The organism is Bacteroides mucinivorans (assembly GCF_034654355.2).
Classification (GTDB): domain Bacteria; phylum Bacteroidota; class Bacteroidia; order Bacteroidales; family Bacteroidaceae; genus Bacteroides; species Bacteroides nordii.
In genome coordinates this window covers 2547954-2566369 of sequence record NZ_CP178179.1, presented here as the reverse complement: position 1 = coordinate 2566369, position 18416 = coordinate 2547954, and the positions used below count along the sequence as shown (strand labels likewise).

General features: G+C 38.7%; 10 protein-coding genes. All 10 read right to left on the bottom strand.

Features of this window, described 5'->3' with window-relative positions:
• Nucleotides 1–6 precede the first annotated feature (6 nt).
• Nucleotides 7–3198: a SusC/RagA family TonB-linked outer membrane protein gene (locus VCM39_RS09335; RefSeq protein ID WP_221650496.1), complete on the bottom strand. Its 3192-nt coding sequence runs from the start codon at nt 3196–3198 to the stop codon at nt 7–9.
• Between the two features lie 572 nt (nt 3199–3770).
• Entirely contained in the window at nt 3771–5900 is a 2130-nt protein-coding gene (locus VCM39_RS09330) for a polysaccharide lyase 8 family protein (RefSeq protein WP_322933016.1), read from the bottom strand.
• 11 nt (nt 5901–5911) lie between these two features.
• Nucleotides 5912–7795: a TonB-dependent receptor gene (locus VCM39_RS09325; RefSeq protein ID WP_322933017.1), complete on the bottom strand. Its 1884-nt coding sequence runs from the start codon at nt 7793–7795 to the stop codon at nt 5912–5914.
• Nucleotides 7788–9098, bottom strand: a complete 1311-nt coding sequence (locus tag VCM39_RS09320; RefSeq protein ID WP_321028943.1) for a glycoside hydrolase family 105 protein — start codon at nt 9096–9098, stop codon at nt 7788–7790. Before VCM39_RS09320 ends, VCM39_RS09325 begins: the two co-directional genes overlap by 8 nt.
• Nucleotides 9099–9109: 11 nt before the next feature.
• Nucleotides 9110–10261, bottom strand: a complete 1152-nt coding sequence (locus VCM39_RS09315) for an alginate lyase family protein (protein WP_221650500.1) — start codon at nt 10259–10261, stop codon at nt 9110–9112.
• A gap of 122 nt (nt 10262–10383) precedes the next feature.
• Entirely contained in the window at nt 10384–12372 is a 1989-nt protein-coding gene (locus VCM39_RS09310) for a glycoside hydrolase family 88 protein (RefSeq protein ID WP_289292566.1), read from the bottom strand.
• 701 nt (nt 12373–13073) lie between these two features.
• Nucleotides 13074–14726, bottom strand: a complete 1653-nt coding sequence (locus VCM39_RS09305) for an O-antigen ligase family protein (protein ID WP_322933018.1) — start codon at nt 14724–14726, stop codon at nt 13074–13076.
• Between the two features lie 422 nt (nt 14727–15148).
• Nucleotides 15149–15775 carry an LA_2272 family surface repeat-containing protein gene (locus tag VCM39_RS09300; protein WP_322933019.1) on the bottom strand — a complete coding sequence of 209 codons (627 nt, stop codon included), beginning with the start codon at nt 15773–15775 and terminating at the stop codon, nt 15149–15151.
• Nucleotides 15776–15918: 143 nt separating this feature from the next.
• Nucleotides 15919–16404, bottom strand: coding sequence for a hypothetical protein (locus VCM39_RS09295; RefSeq protein WP_237977319.1), 486 nt, complete (start codon nt 16402–16404; stop codon nt 15919–15921).
• 4 nt (nt 16405–16408) lie between these two features.
• Nucleotides 16409–18394 carry a hypothetical protein gene (locus VCM39_RS09290; protein ID WP_322933020.1) on the bottom strand — a complete coding sequence of 662 codons (1986 nt, stop codon included), beginning with the start codon at nt 18392–18394 and terminating at the stop codon, nt 16409–16411.
• Nucleotides 18395–18416: the final 22 nt, after the last annotated feature.

Genomic DNA, 18416 nt, shown 5'->3' with positions numbered 1-18416 from the left:
AATCATTTAGAAACTTACATTTACACCAAAACCAAATTCACGTTTTTTCGGATACTTCTGTGAATCATTACCAGGGTTCAATACGCCTCCGGTAGTAATTTCAGGATCGTAGCCACGATAGTTAGTCCAAGTCAACAAGTTAGAACCATAGATATAAATCTGTGCAGACTGCAGATATGCTTTCTTAGCATATACCGAAGGCAACTGATAGCTTAAACGTACATTCTGCAAACGAATAAATGAAGCATCCTCAAGATAGTTACTACTTAGGGTACGACTGTTTTCGGTAGTACGTGCATTCTGTCCCGGAGTAAACCAATTAGTGATATGTCCCTGATATCTCCATCCCTGAAGAATTCCACAAGGAGCCGGATTGGAAGTGTTATCGCCATAACTTGTCAAATCACGTAAAAGTGAATTGTAAATCAGACCACCATGACTCATATAAAATGAGAAGTTCAAAGTAAAATCTTTATATTTCAATGTATTATTCCATCCTGCATACCATTTAGCCTGTGCATTCCCTAATATTTGTTTGTCACCGGCATCAATATTACCACTATGGTCTTTATCCTCCCAAATTACATCACCACCTTTACATACTACTCCTGAGGCCTTCATCTGATAAATTTCTCCTTCATATTTAGTACCATCAGCATAAGTATAGCCAAGCACTTCGGGACCTCCAACTTTATTTATTACTACGTTATTGTACTGGTCACGCTTAAATACCGGAATCAATCGATTCTTATAACCTTCATCATAAGCATTGTCTGCATCATAAGCATATACTCCCAAGTGTCTGTAACCATAAAAATTACCTGCAGCCATTCCCGGTTCAATCCACCAGTTAGTTTCAAAATCACGAGGTTCACCTACAATACTTAAAATTGTATTTTTGTTTTTAGACCAGTTAAAAGAGGTATACCATGAGAAATTACGTATACGAACGGGAGTTGCCGAAATATTGAACTCAAAACCTTCATTCTTCACTGAACCTGCATTCACACGCATACTATTAAACCCGATTTCAGTAGGAATAGCATCGTTATTAAACAAACCAGTTGTTTTTTTCACATAATAGTCACCTGTAAATGAAAGTCTCCCATCAAAGAAAGTCAAGTCAAGACCGATATTCGTCTGCTTGGTTTCCTCCCATTTCAAATAAGCATTACCTACTGATGACTTAGGAATAACACCTGTTACCCCATTATAACTATAGTCCGGATCTACAGCATACAACGTATAGGTATCATAATCACTTACACGGTCGTTACCATTAATACCCCAGCTGGCACGTATTTTACCATCAGTAAGTACTGTTCTCGACCAATCCATGAAAAACTCATCAGAGAATCGCCAGGCAGCAGATGCGGCCGGAAATACACCATAACGATTTTCAGAACCGAATCTGGACGAACCATCCCGACGGACAGACCCCTCTACAATATATCTTCCATAATAGTCATAATTAACACGACCAAACATAGACACCATACTGTTTCCATTTCCTGTTATAGAATATCCGGTCAATGTACTGGCTTGTGGTACAAGCATGTTCTTATTCAAATATTTCTCACTTTCCATGAGAGTCGTACGAGACATCTTATCTTCTATACTACCACCAATCATCACATGTACATTATGTGCCTGTTTAAAGGTTTGGGCATAATCAAGATATCCATCTATCAAATAATTCTTTTTCCAAATAGTACGGTCAGAACCTTTATCCCATCCGGCTTCCACTTCTTCCCTCTTCGTTTTGTTCACATTTGGACTTGCATATTGCTTACGGTCAGCATGACTCAACGAAACTGTTGCTTTTCCTACGAACTTGAAATGTTTAAGGAATGAAAGCTCCATAATCTCCGATAACTGTCCTTCATATGTGGTAGTCTCATCCGTACGCTCCAATAGTTCCTGAATCGGATTTCGTTTACCAGACGGACTTGATCCATAAGCAGGTACCAAAGTACCATCCGGATAATAAAGAATCGATTCGGTCGGTCGCCTGATCGCGTTATAAAATACACTACCCTCACTAATATTATTCTGTTTACGATAGGTTACATTAATATTAGTAGTGAATTTCAAAAATTTATAAGGTTCATAATCCACTTTAGTACGACCTGTAAAACGCTTTGCATAACTGGTCAGAATAATACCTTTATCATCAAGATATCCAATACTGGTCATAGTACGTACTTTATCACTACCTCCACTGATACTCACATTCACATCATGGCGAACAGCTGTTTGTGAAATCACATCCTGATAGTTGTTACTGGTAGTCCCCTGAATATTCACCGAGTCATTATTAGATTTGAACATAGCAAATGGATTCTTACCAGCTACAGACTGAATTGTATTTGCAAATATTTCACGCTCTGCACGATTCAACTGTGGAAGTGTATTAGAAAGAACACCATAAGAATTAAGATAACGAACATCTATACGAGGTTTACCGCTTTCACCGGATTTAGTTGTGATAATAATCACACCATTGGCAGCACGGGCACCATAGATAGATGTTGAAGAAGCATCTTTCAAAATATCCAAAGATTTAATATCGTTGGCATTGATATGATCAATACTTTCAACAATTACTCCATCTACTACATATAGGGGTTCAGTACCTCCTGCTTCAAACGTCGAAACACCACGGATACGAATGCTTGATCCGGCACCCGGAGCACCTGAAACAGCAGTAATCTGCACACCAGGAACTTCTCCCTGCAATGCATCCATTACATTTACCGGCTGTTTCTGCTCAATCTTAGCGGCATCTACATTGACTGCTGCTCCCGATAGATTTGCTTTCTTTGCTGTACCATAACCTACTACCACTACTTCATCCAATGCTTTGGCATCTTCGTGCATCACAATTTTTAAAGTAGACTGTCCCTTCCATTTGATATCTTGTGTGATATACCCCATGTAAGAAAACACGAGTGTCTGTCCTTGCTGTACACTTAGTTTAAAGTGTCCGTCCATATCAGAGATAGTACCATGAGATGCACCTTTCACTTTTACAGAGACTCCAATCATAGGTTCTCCTTCGGCATCAATAATAGAACCAGTCACCTGGCTTTGTTGCGCATATAATTGAGATGTACCTCCCAACAATAAGCCAACAAATAACATAAATTTCCATAGCATACTGGCTATCGGAGATTCTTTTCTCACTTTTTCATTCATTTGTAGAATAATATTAGATTAAACATTAATAATTTAGAATAGAAATAACGACTACCCACCCATTATGGTGGATAAAATTGTGTTCTTCTTGTTTTCATTAGTAGTATAAATTTTAAGTTAGACTTAAATTAACAACAGGTGTTTTATCACTTTTAAGTTTTTTGATAGCACAAACATAAGCACATTCCTGGTAACGAATTTTAAGAAACATCTCAATTGCTTTAGAATTTGTATCAGCACTATCAATATTGCAAAACATCATTGATAATCAATATCTTAAATACAAAATTAATATTTGTGTGCGGACACACGAATATTGATACATTGTATTTTACAAACACAAAAATAGGTGATGTATGCTAAAAAGGCTTTCTAATTTGTATCAATGGCTTGTAAAAATGAATCAGCCACCATAAAAACTCTATTTCAATGTCTGTCTCTGTATATATCAGACCTATTTATAGCATTTACCAATAAAAAACTCCAGCCAGAGTGACAAGTTATGTCTCTCTGGCTGGAGAAAATGAAGATTAATAAAAAAGATTGTAACCCTATACGTTCACTTGTATTTCTCAGTTTATAATAGTAGTCCCATCCATTTTCCCGGATGAAACAGAAAAGCGAACCTCTTTTTTATTAATTACAGCTTTTGCTTCCGGCTGTTGATGGGTTGGATCGGCATAAGCAACCTTATAGTTCTTACCTGAAGGCATAATCATGTAAACTCCCGGTGTAACAGCTTCAAAAGAAAGTCCGGATGCCAATTTTATTTTTATAGGTTGGTAAGCAGCCATATAATAATTACCTGCAGCAAAAACAACCTGCGCACTTTCATCATTACGTATTACTTTAACAGAAGAAAGATCAAATGCTGCCGTCTGGTCACGACTAACTGAAGGAAGAAGAATATATTGATAAGCAGCCTTCTGCGGATGTACTCCATGGTCAATATGTAAAGATACAACTTCTCCTTCTACCGGTTGCGGACGATACATCTGCATAAAATCACGCCATTGCCCCGTACGCTTCTCCGAATGGGCTACACTTTTTACAGAAGAATTCCCAAAAAGAATATATCCGGTATTTCCATGAAAGAAACGCTGTTCTTTTCCATCAAATTGCTGCATACCTTCTATTGTTTTCCATTGTTTTTTTTGCAGCACGAGCAGATCATCCCGTTTCAAACGCTGATCAATAGAAGTAGTAACGGCAAGTATTGAATCAGACTGTATACCTGCCCCCAAGCAAAGTACAAAATTGTCTGTCATCACCCACGCCTTACGAGCCTGTATACCATCCCGGTTGAAGTCCATAACGGTCATTCCTTGTTTACCATCAGATACACCTCCTACAAAAGATGCATTATTAACAGCCTGTTTTCCCCTCTTCCACCGTACAGGTTCATCACTTTCGTAGGATGTTATACCTGGAATCTTTCTCCAATCCCAGAAAGGAAATACATTCAGATAATCATTTGTATCTTCATAGATATAAGTGGCTCCATCACCCATGTAATATCCCAATAAATTATCTTCATTCACCTGTTCGGAACCAATCACCCGCTCAGAAGACATTTTCACTGAAGCCATCCATAACGGACGACGGTGAATAGTATAGTCCGATTGCCAGAAATGTTTATGTCCGGTAAATGTGCTTCCCGATTTACGAGGAGGAAAATTATCAGCAACAAACTCTTTGTTTCCCAGCGTCAATGCCACAAATCCCACACTCAATGCTTTGTGAATAGGTGCATTGTGGAATAATTGCCGGTCCAGAGAATTTATATCCATCTCTCCCCGCCAGATAATCCAACGATAACCATCGGCAAGCAACGTATTCAATATCTCCATTTGTTTATCATCAAATGCCAATGAAGTACCGGAAAACAACCCGGCAAAGAAACTCATACCCGATAAAAACGACAGTCCGTAATTACCAAATTGCTGTTGGGCGCCATGTTGATGAAAGCTCCAATCTCCCTTTATTCCTTCTTTCCCACCGGTCATTATTTCGGAAGCAATAATATCCCGGGCTTCTTTCACCAAAGGATAATCATTCTGCAACAAAGCACGCATCAACACATTACCTGCCAACCAAACTTTATTCTGTCCGGTCATACCAAACCTGGCATGTTCCAATACTTCAACAGCCGATTGTTTTTCTGCCGGAGATAGTTCATCTTCCAAAAGGATAAAAGCGGCACCCATCGTTTTGGGGATACCTATCTGGTTGTACCACCAATTCAGACAAACAGGCTTTGTGGTAAACCAATAATTCAATGCAGCGTGGATTACTTTTGAGACCTCTGATGAACCCTTATATTCCGTCTTGTCCGAACGATAAAGTTTGGCAAGTTCCAATATCCGTTCAGCATGCATCTTTGGTTCCCATCCCGAACGTTTCTTATCACTATAATTAATATCTGGCCATGTCCCATCCGCTTTCTGAGAAGAGAGATATCTCTGTATTTTTTTTAAATCAAAAGGATAAAGCTGATGTAACTCCATTACTACCTGATCAGACATCTCACTTTCAGGAGTGATTTGCTGTAAATAACGGACTAAGTCTTCCTGTTCGCCTCCTGAAGGAAGTAAAGAGCGAACGTAATTTTGCCGGATACGCACAAGTTCATCCCCATCAGCTGCACGAACAACCGATATGACAAACATAAGCAGGCTTAAACAAAATACAATTTTCTTCATGGTGTTTTATTTCAAATGTTTATACTGATTCCTCCGAATACGGTAGCTCCCGGCATAGGAAAGCCGGAATTAATCTCATAATTCTGTCCCAGGAGATTTTCTCCTTTTACAAAAATCTCCACTATTTTAATGGGGGAATAGGCGACACGAACGTTCCACAACAAGTAGTTTTCAGTGGTTGTACTACCTATGGCAGTATACAGACCATTGATATATTGTAATCCTGTAGCTACACTCCAATTACTCCGGGCATAGCGTCCACCCAGGTATAACTGATGTTCCGGAGCAGCCGGAACGGGATACTTCATATGCAAATAGCTATAGTTCATATTCAATCCCAGACAACTGTTCAGTTGACAGGCTGTAGCCAGTTCCATACCATAATTCTTCACCTTATTTATATTACGGTTCACAGGTGAACCGGTGCTTGTGTCCGTAAAGATAATATCTTTTCCATTTATATAAAACAGATTAAGGTCAAAACGCAAAACATTATCCCAAAAACTCTGACCGACAGATACTTCGTAATTCACTAAACTCTCCGGTTTCAGATTTGGATTTTGAGGTTTGAACATATACATTTCTTTAATCGTAGGATTGCGGAAACCTTTGCTTACAATGGCCTTTAGTACTGTGACAGGAGTAACAATATAGCTTATACCCACTTGAGGAATCAATTCCTTTCCCGACTTATCATTGTAATCCAGCCGAAGACCAGCGTTCAGTGTCAATCTCTCTGCCAGTATCTGACGAAAATTAATATATCCGGCTACATTATTTATATAAGTAGAAGATAATATATCACTGTTTTTACCACCTTCTGCCAAAGGAGTATTCCAGGCATGACCACCGTAACGGGCATAATCAATCCCTACTGTTATATCATTGCCAGTAAAGAAAGAATAGGACTGATAAAGAGAAAGCCCCAACATATTATCGGTAGAGCGATACAGCTCTTTCTGAGGATTACCGCCTGTGGTATATCCATCATTAATCTGATGATTACCCCAGTTATAGAAAAACTTCAAAGCACCGGATGTACGGGTATACGAGTTGAATAGTGCAAAAGAAGTCATACCACGGGTTATCTCTGCATCATTATCAATCATAGGAGCCGATACTAACCCGGGATTGGCAGCATTATAGTGAGTGGCATTCACATCTGCAAAGGCATTCCAATGAGAAGAAAATTCATACCCTAACTTAGCATATCCTCCATACTGATCAAATTCGGAATTCTCACGATGTCCGTCTGTACGATTATAATTCAATGAAACAAAAGAGCTGAAACCCTTTCGCCGAAAGGCGTTGTGAGCTTCAGCATTAAAAGTATTGTATGAACCATACATTGCACGACCATAGTTATGCACTCCATCTTGTTGCTGCTTTTTTGTAACGATATTGACAACCCCTGCCATCGCATTGGAACCATAGAGCACAGAAGCCGGTCCGCGTACCACCTCTATTTTTTCAGCCATAGCCGATTCATAGGCATCGGGCAACGGATGCCCCATCATACCCATATACTGCGGATGTCCGTCAATCAATACCAATACCTGCGTATTGGGGCTACTACCTATACCGCGAATGCTCATTCCACCGGCTGCACCATTAGCAACCCCATACCCCATCACACCACGTCCTGTAACAAACATTCCAGGAACTTGTTCCGAGAGTACAGTCAGAACAGAGCTGGTATAGCGTCCTTGTAACTCTTGTTTATCCAAGGAAGTGACAGTCATCGGTAAAAACTTCCGGTTCACTTCTGTCATAGTCCCGGTCACTACTACTTCATCCAAACGAACAGTATCATTTACCACCTGGTTTACTTCACCGGCAACCCCCACAAGGGCAGTAGCCAGAAAAGAGATCGTCAATATCTGTTTCTTATTCATTATTTATCATTAATTTCTCCGATTCCATTATTACAGCTGCCCATAGCATTCCTGCAACGGCTTCCTTTGCATTGAGTATCTTGGGTACAGTCACATATTCTATGAAATTCTTCTTTATAACCACTCCGTCACAGGCTCCTATTACATCGAGCAATCCCTGTTCGTTAACCTGAATAAAAGGGCGCAGGCTCTCATAACCTTCAGTGACAACAGGCATATACTCCTTTGGCTTCAGTAACCCCAGATTAATACCCCTCCGAAGGGAGTAAACAAACATTGCAGTACCCGAAGGATCAATAAAATTCAATGGATTGTCACCCTTATCTACGACCATAAACCAACCACCGGTAGACTTATCCTGTACAGACTTCAATCCCCGACACATCTTTATATATATGTCGAGTATTTTGTTATAATCCGGATGAGTTTTCGGCAGCACGGCAAGTAGTTCGGGAACCACCAATGTATACCACCCCATACCTTCGCTCCATACTTCAGGCGACAAACCTGTTTGCTTATCAGCCCAGACGGCTTTCTCCGGTTCTGTGGTCCATGCATGTAGCACCAGTCCGTCCGGACGTTGAAGATGACGGGCAGCAGCAATAATATTACGGCAAGCTGTATTATAACAATAATCAGTCTCTCCCACATATTGTCCGCAACGGATGAGAAACATCTGCATCATAAAAACACCATCAATCCACATATTCGGGCTCCGGTTTCCATGCCAGAATTGTCCGTCGGAACTGGGATAGTCATCCACAGCTTTTAATATCTGTAAAGCAGCTTTCTTATATTTTTCATTACCTGTACGGGCATATAGGGTACAAAAAGCAGAGCCTGTCATGAAATTATCAAGATTGGTCAGTCCCCCACCCTTATAGTTTCCCTCATCATCTACAAAATAATCTATGTATTTCCGGATATATTCAAGATAATCCGGATTACCGGTTAACTGTCCTAACCGATCCATTGCCTCAAACATATATCCCTGTACATACGTATAGTCTTTCCAATACGCCAACCGATAGTCAGGATAACGTGCCATCACCGTTTCGGCAAGCGGCAATGCCAGATTCATGGGTGTTTCGCCGGGAGTGTAGCCCAACTTTGCATCAGGCACCCCTTGTGAAGTTGTTCGCCGGTAACGGGTAGTGGTTTCCTGGGTAACCATCATTGTTACTCCATTCTCTACAGTTATACCGGTAGTACGTGTAGTAGTCACACGATTGGTTTGCGCCATCATTGGCTGCAACAATACATTTCCTAAAAATAGTAGAACAAAAATAGTTTGTGTTTTCATATGTAACATTTTTATAACCAGATAATAGGATTACGTATAGGCAAATTGCGTACCACCTCATTATTTGTCGGAAAGTGTTCCAATTTAAGCCAGGTATCAAACATTGCTTCATCTTTCAACTGCGCAGAACCAAAAAGCAGAAACGGGTGTGCAACAGGCCACTCCTCCCAACACATCACATCCGGTGCCAATGTCCATTTACTCTTATCCGCTACGAAAGGATAAAGATAAGAAATACCCAGAATAATATTTCGTCCGTCCGCTGTTGTATATTCCCAGAGATTATCATCATTTGTAGATAAGATCTGGCATATCATAGTCATAGCATCAAGATTGAAAAGCGAATAGGCATACGGTTTGGTACGTTCCTGTTCTAACGGAAAACTACCGTCCTCCGCCATTTGTCCGGGAAGCAATACCTCTTTGTATCGGTCCGAACAGAACTTCATCATCTTCTCATCTCCGGTATATTTAGCAAACATTGCTGCCTGCATCACCCAGCAAGTACCATGATTATTCTTCGCCTTCATCTCATCCATGCCATACGGATGCGTTACCATCCAGTTCAGATAAGATGTAAACCATTCTTTGGTAGCCTTTGCATCTTCAGCAGGAAGTACCCCTGCCTGCTGAAGACGTAAAAGTGATTGGGCTACTTCGATAAGATGAACCGTATCAATAATCCCGATTCCACGTCCGGTAGCAATCCCTTTTATAGCCTGTGCATACAACAGGTTCGGATTCATCCGCGTCTCTTTATTCACAAACCAGGCACGTATATGCTGAATGGCTGCATCGGCATATTTCTTATCCTGCGTAATAAGATAGGCAGAAGTTAAATTACCGGTAATCACACTAAAACGCACCATCGCATGCCGATGGGCTACAAAGTTATCCGGATTAGTTTCTCCGTCACGACGTACATACGGCCCGTCAGGATTCAATGAATCGGGCCACCAATAATCTCCTTCTGAAAAGAAATCATGCGATCCACCCATACTACGCTCAGCAATAAAGGAAGTCACTGTTACTGGTTTCTCACTCAGACTCTGTTCTGCACGCTTCAATATCTCCTGTCTTAAAGCTTTCACTACCGGGTCGGGGCCCGACGCAGCACATGAGAACAGAAAACAAGTTAAAAGCAAATAATAAAAGCATTTCATAAATTACTCAATTTGTTATAAGGTGTATAATAAAGGATCTCTTTGCACTGCGCAAAAATAAAAGTTTAGTTTCTTTTCAGCTTTTAGAATTATCCCATAAGCTTAAACTATTATTCCATTCGTCAATGAAAACACCCTTTACCGGGAATATACACCGAAGAAAACGTTTGTATAGAGTCGTGTAGTCCAAATGTGCAAAGAATATTTTTTTGTCTGTCTACAAGAAACATATGAGGGGCTTTATCCTTCACTCCATGTCCCTGCCAGTTGGTAAACAGCAATCCCACTCCCGGCAAGTATTGCATACCACTGAGAAATTTCAACGGACTTCCTTTCAGATCTCTGTTCGACAATTCCCAGACCACTATCCCTGCTTTATCAAACTCCATAATGCGGGGATCCTTGTCCGCATCTGCCACCGCAACAAGTGTATTGCCATTGTCCAACCGGATAACAGAATGTGCTCCACCGGAAACTTCTACTTCCCAGCACGATTTGCCATTCTCATCATACTCCACTACCCGTTTACCACCATAATGTGCCACCAGGTAATGTCCGTTGTCCAACCTGCGGGCATTACGGATAAACGACTTCTTACCATCCGTTACACCCGGAGGCAGAATACATACTTCCTTTACAACTTCTCCTTTCGGATTCACCTCCAGCAAACGACCGGAATTACATTCACCTATAAATGTATCTCCGTTCTTCAATCTCTGGCAGGCAAAGATATGACTTTTAGATGTATAATGAAAGACAGTATCTTTATTTCGGTTCACTTCAAGCACTCCCTGTCCTGTAGTGAAAAGTATATTTCCATTCTCCAGCATCCACAAATCATTGGAAAGCGGCGCATCGTGTTCCCAGACAATTCTCCCGTTCTCAAAGATAAAAACCTTCCCTTGTGAATAATCCGTACAAGCAAATGTTTTGCAATATTCCAGATATGGATATTGATTACTGTTCTCTACAATCCAGGTTGCCCAGAGGAAAGAGGAAATCACTTCCTGCCCATTCATTTTCTTCGGACGGGTCACATAAGTCTGATAGTCTTTTTGAATGCCCAATCCATTGTTGGCATCCTGCAAATCAATCAATCCGTCTACAGAACTTATTTTTGCTTTAGAAAGCAATCCCATATATCCTTTTCCCACACAATTTTTGTATTCTCCGGCAGGAATAATACCCAATTCTATAGCACGTTGTAAAGCATACACAAACATCCCGCTGCCGGAAGTTTCCTGCCAATTACCGGGTTGGTCACCTTTATCTACCACCTGATACCATAGTCCGGTGACCGGATCCTGGCAGTTCTTTAACCCCTGCATTAACTCTTGTGTGATAGAAACCAACTTCTTATATTGTGAATGAGTTTTTGGGAATATCTCCAATGTCTCTACCATTATTAATGCATACCAGCCAAGTCCTTCGCTCCATACTTCCGGCGCCATACCCGTCACCGGATCTGCCCACCGGGCATCTTTATCTTCATCCCAGCCATGATAAAGCAAACCGGAATCTCCTTTTTTCAGATGCGTATACATCCCTATTAACTGACGGGAAGCTTCATCGAAGCAATAATCCGTATCGCCAATGTAGTGTCCGTATTTTGTAAGGAACATCTGTCCCATAAAAACACCATCCACCCATATCTGCCCAACGGTCCCCCGTCCGTGCCAAAACACTCCGTCAGAGGTTCTCGGATAGTCGTCATAACTCTTCCGAATTATATCGGCAGCCTTCCTGAACTTCTCTTCTTTTGTTTGCTGATAAGCCCAGACAACAACAGAACCAGCCATCATATCGTCCATACTTCGTCCTTTGAAATAAACGAGGCTTCCATCCGGACGCACTACTTCATTGGCCCAGTTCATTATGTAATCATAATACTTTCTGTCTCCGGTAGAGCGCCACAACTTATCCAGTCCCATAAGGAAATAGCCTTGCGGGTAGCACCACGGTTTGAAAGGAATAGTCAGTGCCGAAGGATAACGCGTCATTACTGTATGAGCTATTTCTTTGGCCCAGGAAGAAGGCACATTCCCTGGAACTTGTGCCGTTGCCTGCATAAAGGCAAGAGATACTAAAATGGTAATTAAAAAGCTTTTCATTCGTGTTTCTTTTAAAGTTAGCGCTAAGATAGATGCTTTGTCCTTATCGGACTTTCAGACTTGTATCAATGATTATAAATTCTATCTCAAAGGAAAATAAAAAGCAAAAAGAAGTAAGTTTGGATATTTGCAGGACATTTAAGCACAATAATTTACAAACAATATACACAGAAGAAAATTCTCTGATTCATTCTGTAATAGAAAAATCCGTTTATACTATAGGTAAAATATCAGCATCGATTCTCTATCAGACAAGAGTGTACATTCTTGTATAGCAAAAGTGTACATTCTTGCTATACCAAAATGTACATTCTTGTATGATAAGATCGTACACTTTTATAAACACTGATTATCAAATACTTATCGACAACTATTTCTTCAACCCAATACTCGTCTGGTCTCAAACAATATCGAATTAATTAATCCCGGGAGAGACGTACAGAAAGTATCTTGCTACTTCCGTTCAACAAAAACATATTACAAAAACAAACTCTGATAAGACTATAAAAATCACACTTTTAACCTTTTGTATATTTACATTATAAAAGTACGTACTTTATTAGTACAAACTATGCATTTTAAGTATGTCTTAAATAGGTAATTAACACACATTTAAATACGTACTTTTATAAGTAAGAAAATCCAGCTTTAAACAAATACAATTATTTCTTTAGATATTTATAAATTCACATTGAAACTCTCTACTTTCCCAGATATTTTCGCACATAGTGTTTTACTTCCATTGCAACAGACCCTTCCAACTTATATTCACCTATAAGAATCTTCTCACCCAACTCTTTTGCTTTTTCATCATTCCCGGTTTCTACATAAAACCGAAAAAGATAATAATGTGGAAGTATATGTCCCGGAACCATATATATAGCCGTTGATATCACTTTTTCTGCTTCCGTATATCTTTCCAGATACATAAGGCAATTTCCTAAATCGATATAAAGATCGGGACTTGGTAGCAATTCAGCCCCTCGTTGTAAAAAGGGTAAGGCCTCTGTGTATTGCCCATTCTTATATAAATAATGGGCATTATTTAAAATATAACTTCTATTATATTGTTTGGCAAAAACATATCCGGACAGAACCCTCTGATACCGCCAACATGCCCAGACAGCCATCAAACATGCAAAGGAAATCATACCGGTTCGAAGAAAATTCCTGTATCTACATGCACAACCTTTTATTTTCTTCTTTCCACTTCCGGATGTAACTCCCAAAAGAAATGCAACCATTATCAATAAAGAAAGAACTTCCCCTACATAAGAAAAACAGGAAAAAACACATAAATACAAAAGCATAGCACGAATATAACAGTCAGACTGGGAAGTAAACAGAGTAACAAAAAGTACAAGAAAAATTAACAGTCCGATGATACCATATTCACAACAGATACGCAAAGGCTCATTAAAAGCATGAATGTTGGATGTAGCACGATTCGTATGTTCTGAATTTGGGTTTTCCTTAAAATAAGAAGCTTGCGCCAACATATATCCGGCAGGAAAAGAATCGGCTCCTTTTCCTGTTAATGGAGCTTCATTTATCAATTCACTACTAACCCTCCAAATAAAAAGACGACCGTCTGCCGAATCTTTCTTCAAATTATAAAGAGGAACAGCTAACAACGTAATGACCAACAAGGAGCATAAAAAAAATTGAAAACGTATTTTCCTTCTTTTGCAGAAATAATAGAAACCTATAAAAGACAGAAATAAAGCCACCCAGGATGCACGAGATTGTATAATTATAAATAACATTGTAACAGGTAATGCAGCTAAAAGCAAACCTCCAAATAATGACCATCGTTTTTGGTTATAAACAGCCTTCATTAAAAAGAAAAAAGCCCATATTGCAAGCCCGGTATATGCCCCTAAATGTGCAGGATTAAAGAAACTACCTGTTACTGAAAAATAAAGATGATTGGAAGGCAGCCATTCTATATATTGCAACCAACCATATATAGATTGTATAAAACCACCCAAAGCAATTACTATATATATCCATATACGTTGCGAGGATGGTCCGTAAATACGTCCACTGATATAAAAAACACCGGCAACAATCCACAAAACAATATTTTCATCCGAGATTCTCCGTTCATTCCAAAGAAAAGTAGTCATAAGTATCCATCCTCCAAATAGTAAGACAAGTATATCTGTCATGCTCAACGGTATCCACTCGGATCGGTTTATACTCAAAGTTGCACACAATAGAATGAAGCAGCCTCCCAATAACATTATATAATGATTTTCTTCTATCAGGTGTCTGAAAGAGGTAAAAAAAGGTAAAAGCAAAAAAATAATGCCTGCCAGTAGCCACTTTATATCTACAAATTTGAAAGCCATTCTCTGTGATCTAAAATGAAACAATTAATTATCAAAATAGCATATTACATATTCTTCAACAGAAGGACATAGCATTAATGTGTTCCACAGAATAATCCAAAAAATACGCCAAATATACCATAGCTTCCAGGTTGAGTCTCTAAAGCATACAAAAAACGATAGGTTTATTGCCATAAATATAAAAGAGAATCCAGGATAGAAATATAAGTGAGAAACTTTTGAAACTTCTCTTACATGAGCATGAAATCCTAACAACAAGAAGAAAAACACTTGTGATAAAACGGTATTGTAATTTATACTCTTTATAACTTCTCGTAAATAATTATTCATCATCGAAACAAATTTAAATTAACCATCAAAACAAGATAATGCCTCCTTCTATAAATTATCTTTCGGATCTTTCAAATAAGGCCTTTCGAATTCTACATAGATAATAAATTCGACAACCATTCCCAACAATCTAAAGTGAACCGATTAATGTTAATCAAACCAATCTGAAATGTATACGTTTCTGAGTAGTTAAATAAGCCGATCTGTATTCCTTTAAACTCTCCCGAAGTAACATTGACCGGTGCTATCATTCCACCAGCTCCGTCACCTGCAGAATTAATCAAACCGGAAAACTGTATTCCACGCAATGTTTCAGCCAAATTGAACATTCCCGATACTTGTGTTCCATAAACTTCTCCAAGACTATTCATGATCCCAGCTATCTGTATCCCATGCAATACACCTGCCGTGAAATTTATTCCTCCAGAAAGAAACAAACCATCATAATCATGCGCGGTATGATTTAAAATGTATAACCCGGAAACAGCTACTCCTTTTGCCTCATACGCCATACTACCCAACACATTGACAGCCAATCCATTCAAACAATTCATATCCGAAGAAAAACCAAGGTTTAAATAACAGGTTTGTTTGGTTTCCATAGGAAAAGTACATACATCAGAATTCAGGGAAAGATTAATTCCTATATGCTCATTCCGGGAAATAAGCATAAATAGGCTTAACACAATAGCAACAGTTAATATAAATATCTTTTTCATTTTAACAAATCTAAATTAGCCATCAAAACAAGATAATACCTCCTTATATATAATTGGTTGATACATCAAAACCTTTCGTTTATAACAAGATAATGAAAGAATATCTGAAGCGCTTTTAAATGCGCTTCAGATAAAAAACAGACCTAATAACGATCTACTTCTTTCCAACTACGAGGATCGTTTTCTACCAAACGAATTTCCAAATCTTTTATCACTTGATCTTTAAATAGGGAACGATAAAGATTAGGCATCCCTTTTTTTATCATAAATCGAGTATCCTCCGGACCTTTCAAATAAGGTCTTTCAAATTCTACATAAATAAAATACAAGGGACGTTTATCTCTCCAATAATAATAATCTTCCATAACATAAGTCATACTTGCGCCCCAAAATTTAGATTTATCAGGGATACGACCATCAAAGGGCCATTTCAAATAAATGTCAAGCTCAAATTCATTAGTAAATTTGGAGAAAGGCTGATTGATATACCGATCTTTATGGGTGATAAAATTCACCTCCATGTACTTCAAAGTGTCATTATTACACTCTTTCAAAGAAACATAACCAGATTGAGAAAAAGATTCTACTACTATCGTAGTAAAAAACAGGATTAAAAATATTTTTTTCATAATATTACTTACAGTTTATTGGAACAATTTTTTCATTTCTAACAATAGTAGAATACACATCAAAATTTGTTGATGTCTTCTCTTTTTTCAGTATTCGAATGCCGGCATCTGTTTGACGCAGTAATTCCGCAAGTGCCATCATGTGCCTTTCATTGGCATTACTAAAGTCGCTAAAATCAATGGCATATGCTTTATTCCAAATTCTGGATAATTCAGTTCCCGATTTAAACATATTAATAGCAGAAGATTCTGACTCTGATGCACTACCGACATGTTTGGCATAGAAAGATTTAACCTTGTCTCCATCCTCAACATAAAGCATATAGATTCCATCTTCCGTGTAGATATAGGATGATTCATAAATAGAATAATCCGAATACCACTCAGCCAGATACAATAGATCAGCTCCCGATGGTGGAGTTTTATTAGGGTGGTTATGAATTGTTGATACAGTAGTGAATCCGGTCAGAGCCTTTACACTAGTGGAGCTTGTCCCCTTTCTTAAATCAGCTAATCTATATACGTCTTCATCCGGATAATATGATAAACTTATTGCATTTTCATACATTCCATTCGTGCTCAATGCATTTTCAAAATCAGAGTATGAATAATATCTGGGATCATTCGCCACTATAGACCGCATCGTATTGTAAGTAGCAAGAGCTTTATTCTTAAATATCTGAGCATTCAGAATCTGATCACATAACGTATGAATTTGCTTGCAATGCCTTTGTTGGCAAATTGGACATTTTTTACTTGAACAAACAAGACAAGGACTCGCTGTTCTTGTTGATGAATTGTCATCATTTATAATCCCCGCGCATATAGGACATTTGGGCCCCGGACAATTTGTTTCCGAATCTTCACAAGTACAAGGATAACTATGACAAATGCTGCAACACTCGCATGGATATAATCCACAGTTTGAACATAACTTATAACATATACACGGATACTCCCAACATCTATAACAACATTGACACGGGCTTTGCCCACAATAATAACAACAATCACAATCATCTACAGGCTGATTACAATTGGAGCAATATTCAATCACTACATCACAATCATAGTAATCATCTATATTGTGCCACTCATTACAAAACGGACATTGATAATATTCCCAGTCTGCAGAATAAGTGGAAGCATTGACTGACAAATCTATCATATCCATTTTATAATAAATTGCATTTTCCGGTATTACTCTATTCTTCAAAGCTTGTCTGCTAAAAACTTTATGTGTAATTTTTCCGTCTGTATAATACCAACCTTGACGAATATGGCCATTGAGAGTGGACTTATAAACAAAACCTGTAAACTTACTATTATAAGGCCTATGCCGCAATTCTTTTACTTCATTCTTGCCTTTCTTCAAATATTCCTTGGTACCTATTAAAGTAATCATATAACATTCAACACGAGAGGAATCTCGCTTCTGTTGAAAAACCAGCATACATTCCACTTTACTACGTTCGTTCTGCATCTTTTCATCTTTTTTTTGCCACTTCTTTAATGCATACAGTTTACCGCCCGTATTCAATGGGACTTCAACATAGTTAAACGTTGTATCCGACCACTCTCGGACATTATCCCACTCCATGCGAATATTACTTTTTTTCAGTTCTGGCAGAGTTGAACGAGCTTTATGTAGCATTTGCTTGTCTATGTTGTAGTTATGTGTATATTCATGTCCGTGGTGAGTACAACTATCATGTTCACATAAAACAGAATCCTTACCAGACAAACCATTTGTATGCTTCGTCTGGCAGTTTGGGTCATTACAGTCTTCTTCTCGTTGCCAAGAAGGTAGTTCGACAATACCGTTCATTTTGTCAAAAAGAAACCTGGCAGATTCGGCATTTAGTTTACCAACAGACAACCCCACTGTTCCGACATCCTGCTCTATAGGAGCCAACCCCAAATCTTCCTGACAAGAATAGCCCACAATGAGTACTATCAAAGACAATGCGATTAAGATTTTTTTCTTCATAATTCTTTCTTTTTCAGTTAAT

Coding starts and splice junctions, on each gene's coding strand:
- VCM39_RS09335 (WP_221650496.1), bottom strand. CDS start 3,198: ATGAATGAAAAAGTGAGAAAAGAATCTCCGATAGCCAGTATGCTATGG.
- VCM39_RS09330 (WP_322933016.1), bottom strand. CDS start 5,900: ATGAAGAAAATTGTATTTTGTTTAAGCCTGCTTATGTTTGTCATATCG.
- VCM39_RS09325 (WP_322933017.1), bottom strand. CDS start 7,795: ATGAATAAGAAACAGATATTGACGATCTCTTTTCTGGCTACTGCCCTT.
- VCM39_RS09320 (WP_321028943.1), bottom strand. CDS start 9,098: ATGAAAACACAAACTATTTTTGTTCTACTATTTTTAGGAAATGTATTG.
- VCM39_RS09315 (WP_221650500.1), bottom strand. CDS start 10,261: ATGAAATGCTTTTATTATTTGCTTTTAACTTGTTTTCTGTTCTCATGT.
- VCM39_RS09310 (WP_289292566.1), bottom strand. CDS start 12,372: ATGAAAAGCTTTTTAATTACCATTTTAGTATCTCTTGCCTTTATGCAG.
- VCM39_RS09305 (WP_322933018.1), bottom strand. CDS start 14,726: ATGGCTTTCAAATTTGTAGATATAAAGTGGCTACTGGCAGGCATTATT.
- VCM39_RS09300 (WP_322933019.1), bottom strand. CDS start 15,775: ATGAAAAAGATATTTATATTAACTGTTGCTATTGTGTTAAGCCTATTT.
- VCM39_RS09295 (WP_237977319.1), bottom strand. CDS start 16,404: ATGAAAAAAATATTTTTAATCCTGTTTTTTACTACGATAGTAGTAGAA.
- VCM39_RS09290 (WP_322933020.1), bottom strand. CDS start 18,394: ATGAAGAAAAAAATCTTAATCGCATTGTCTTTGATAGTACTCATTGTG.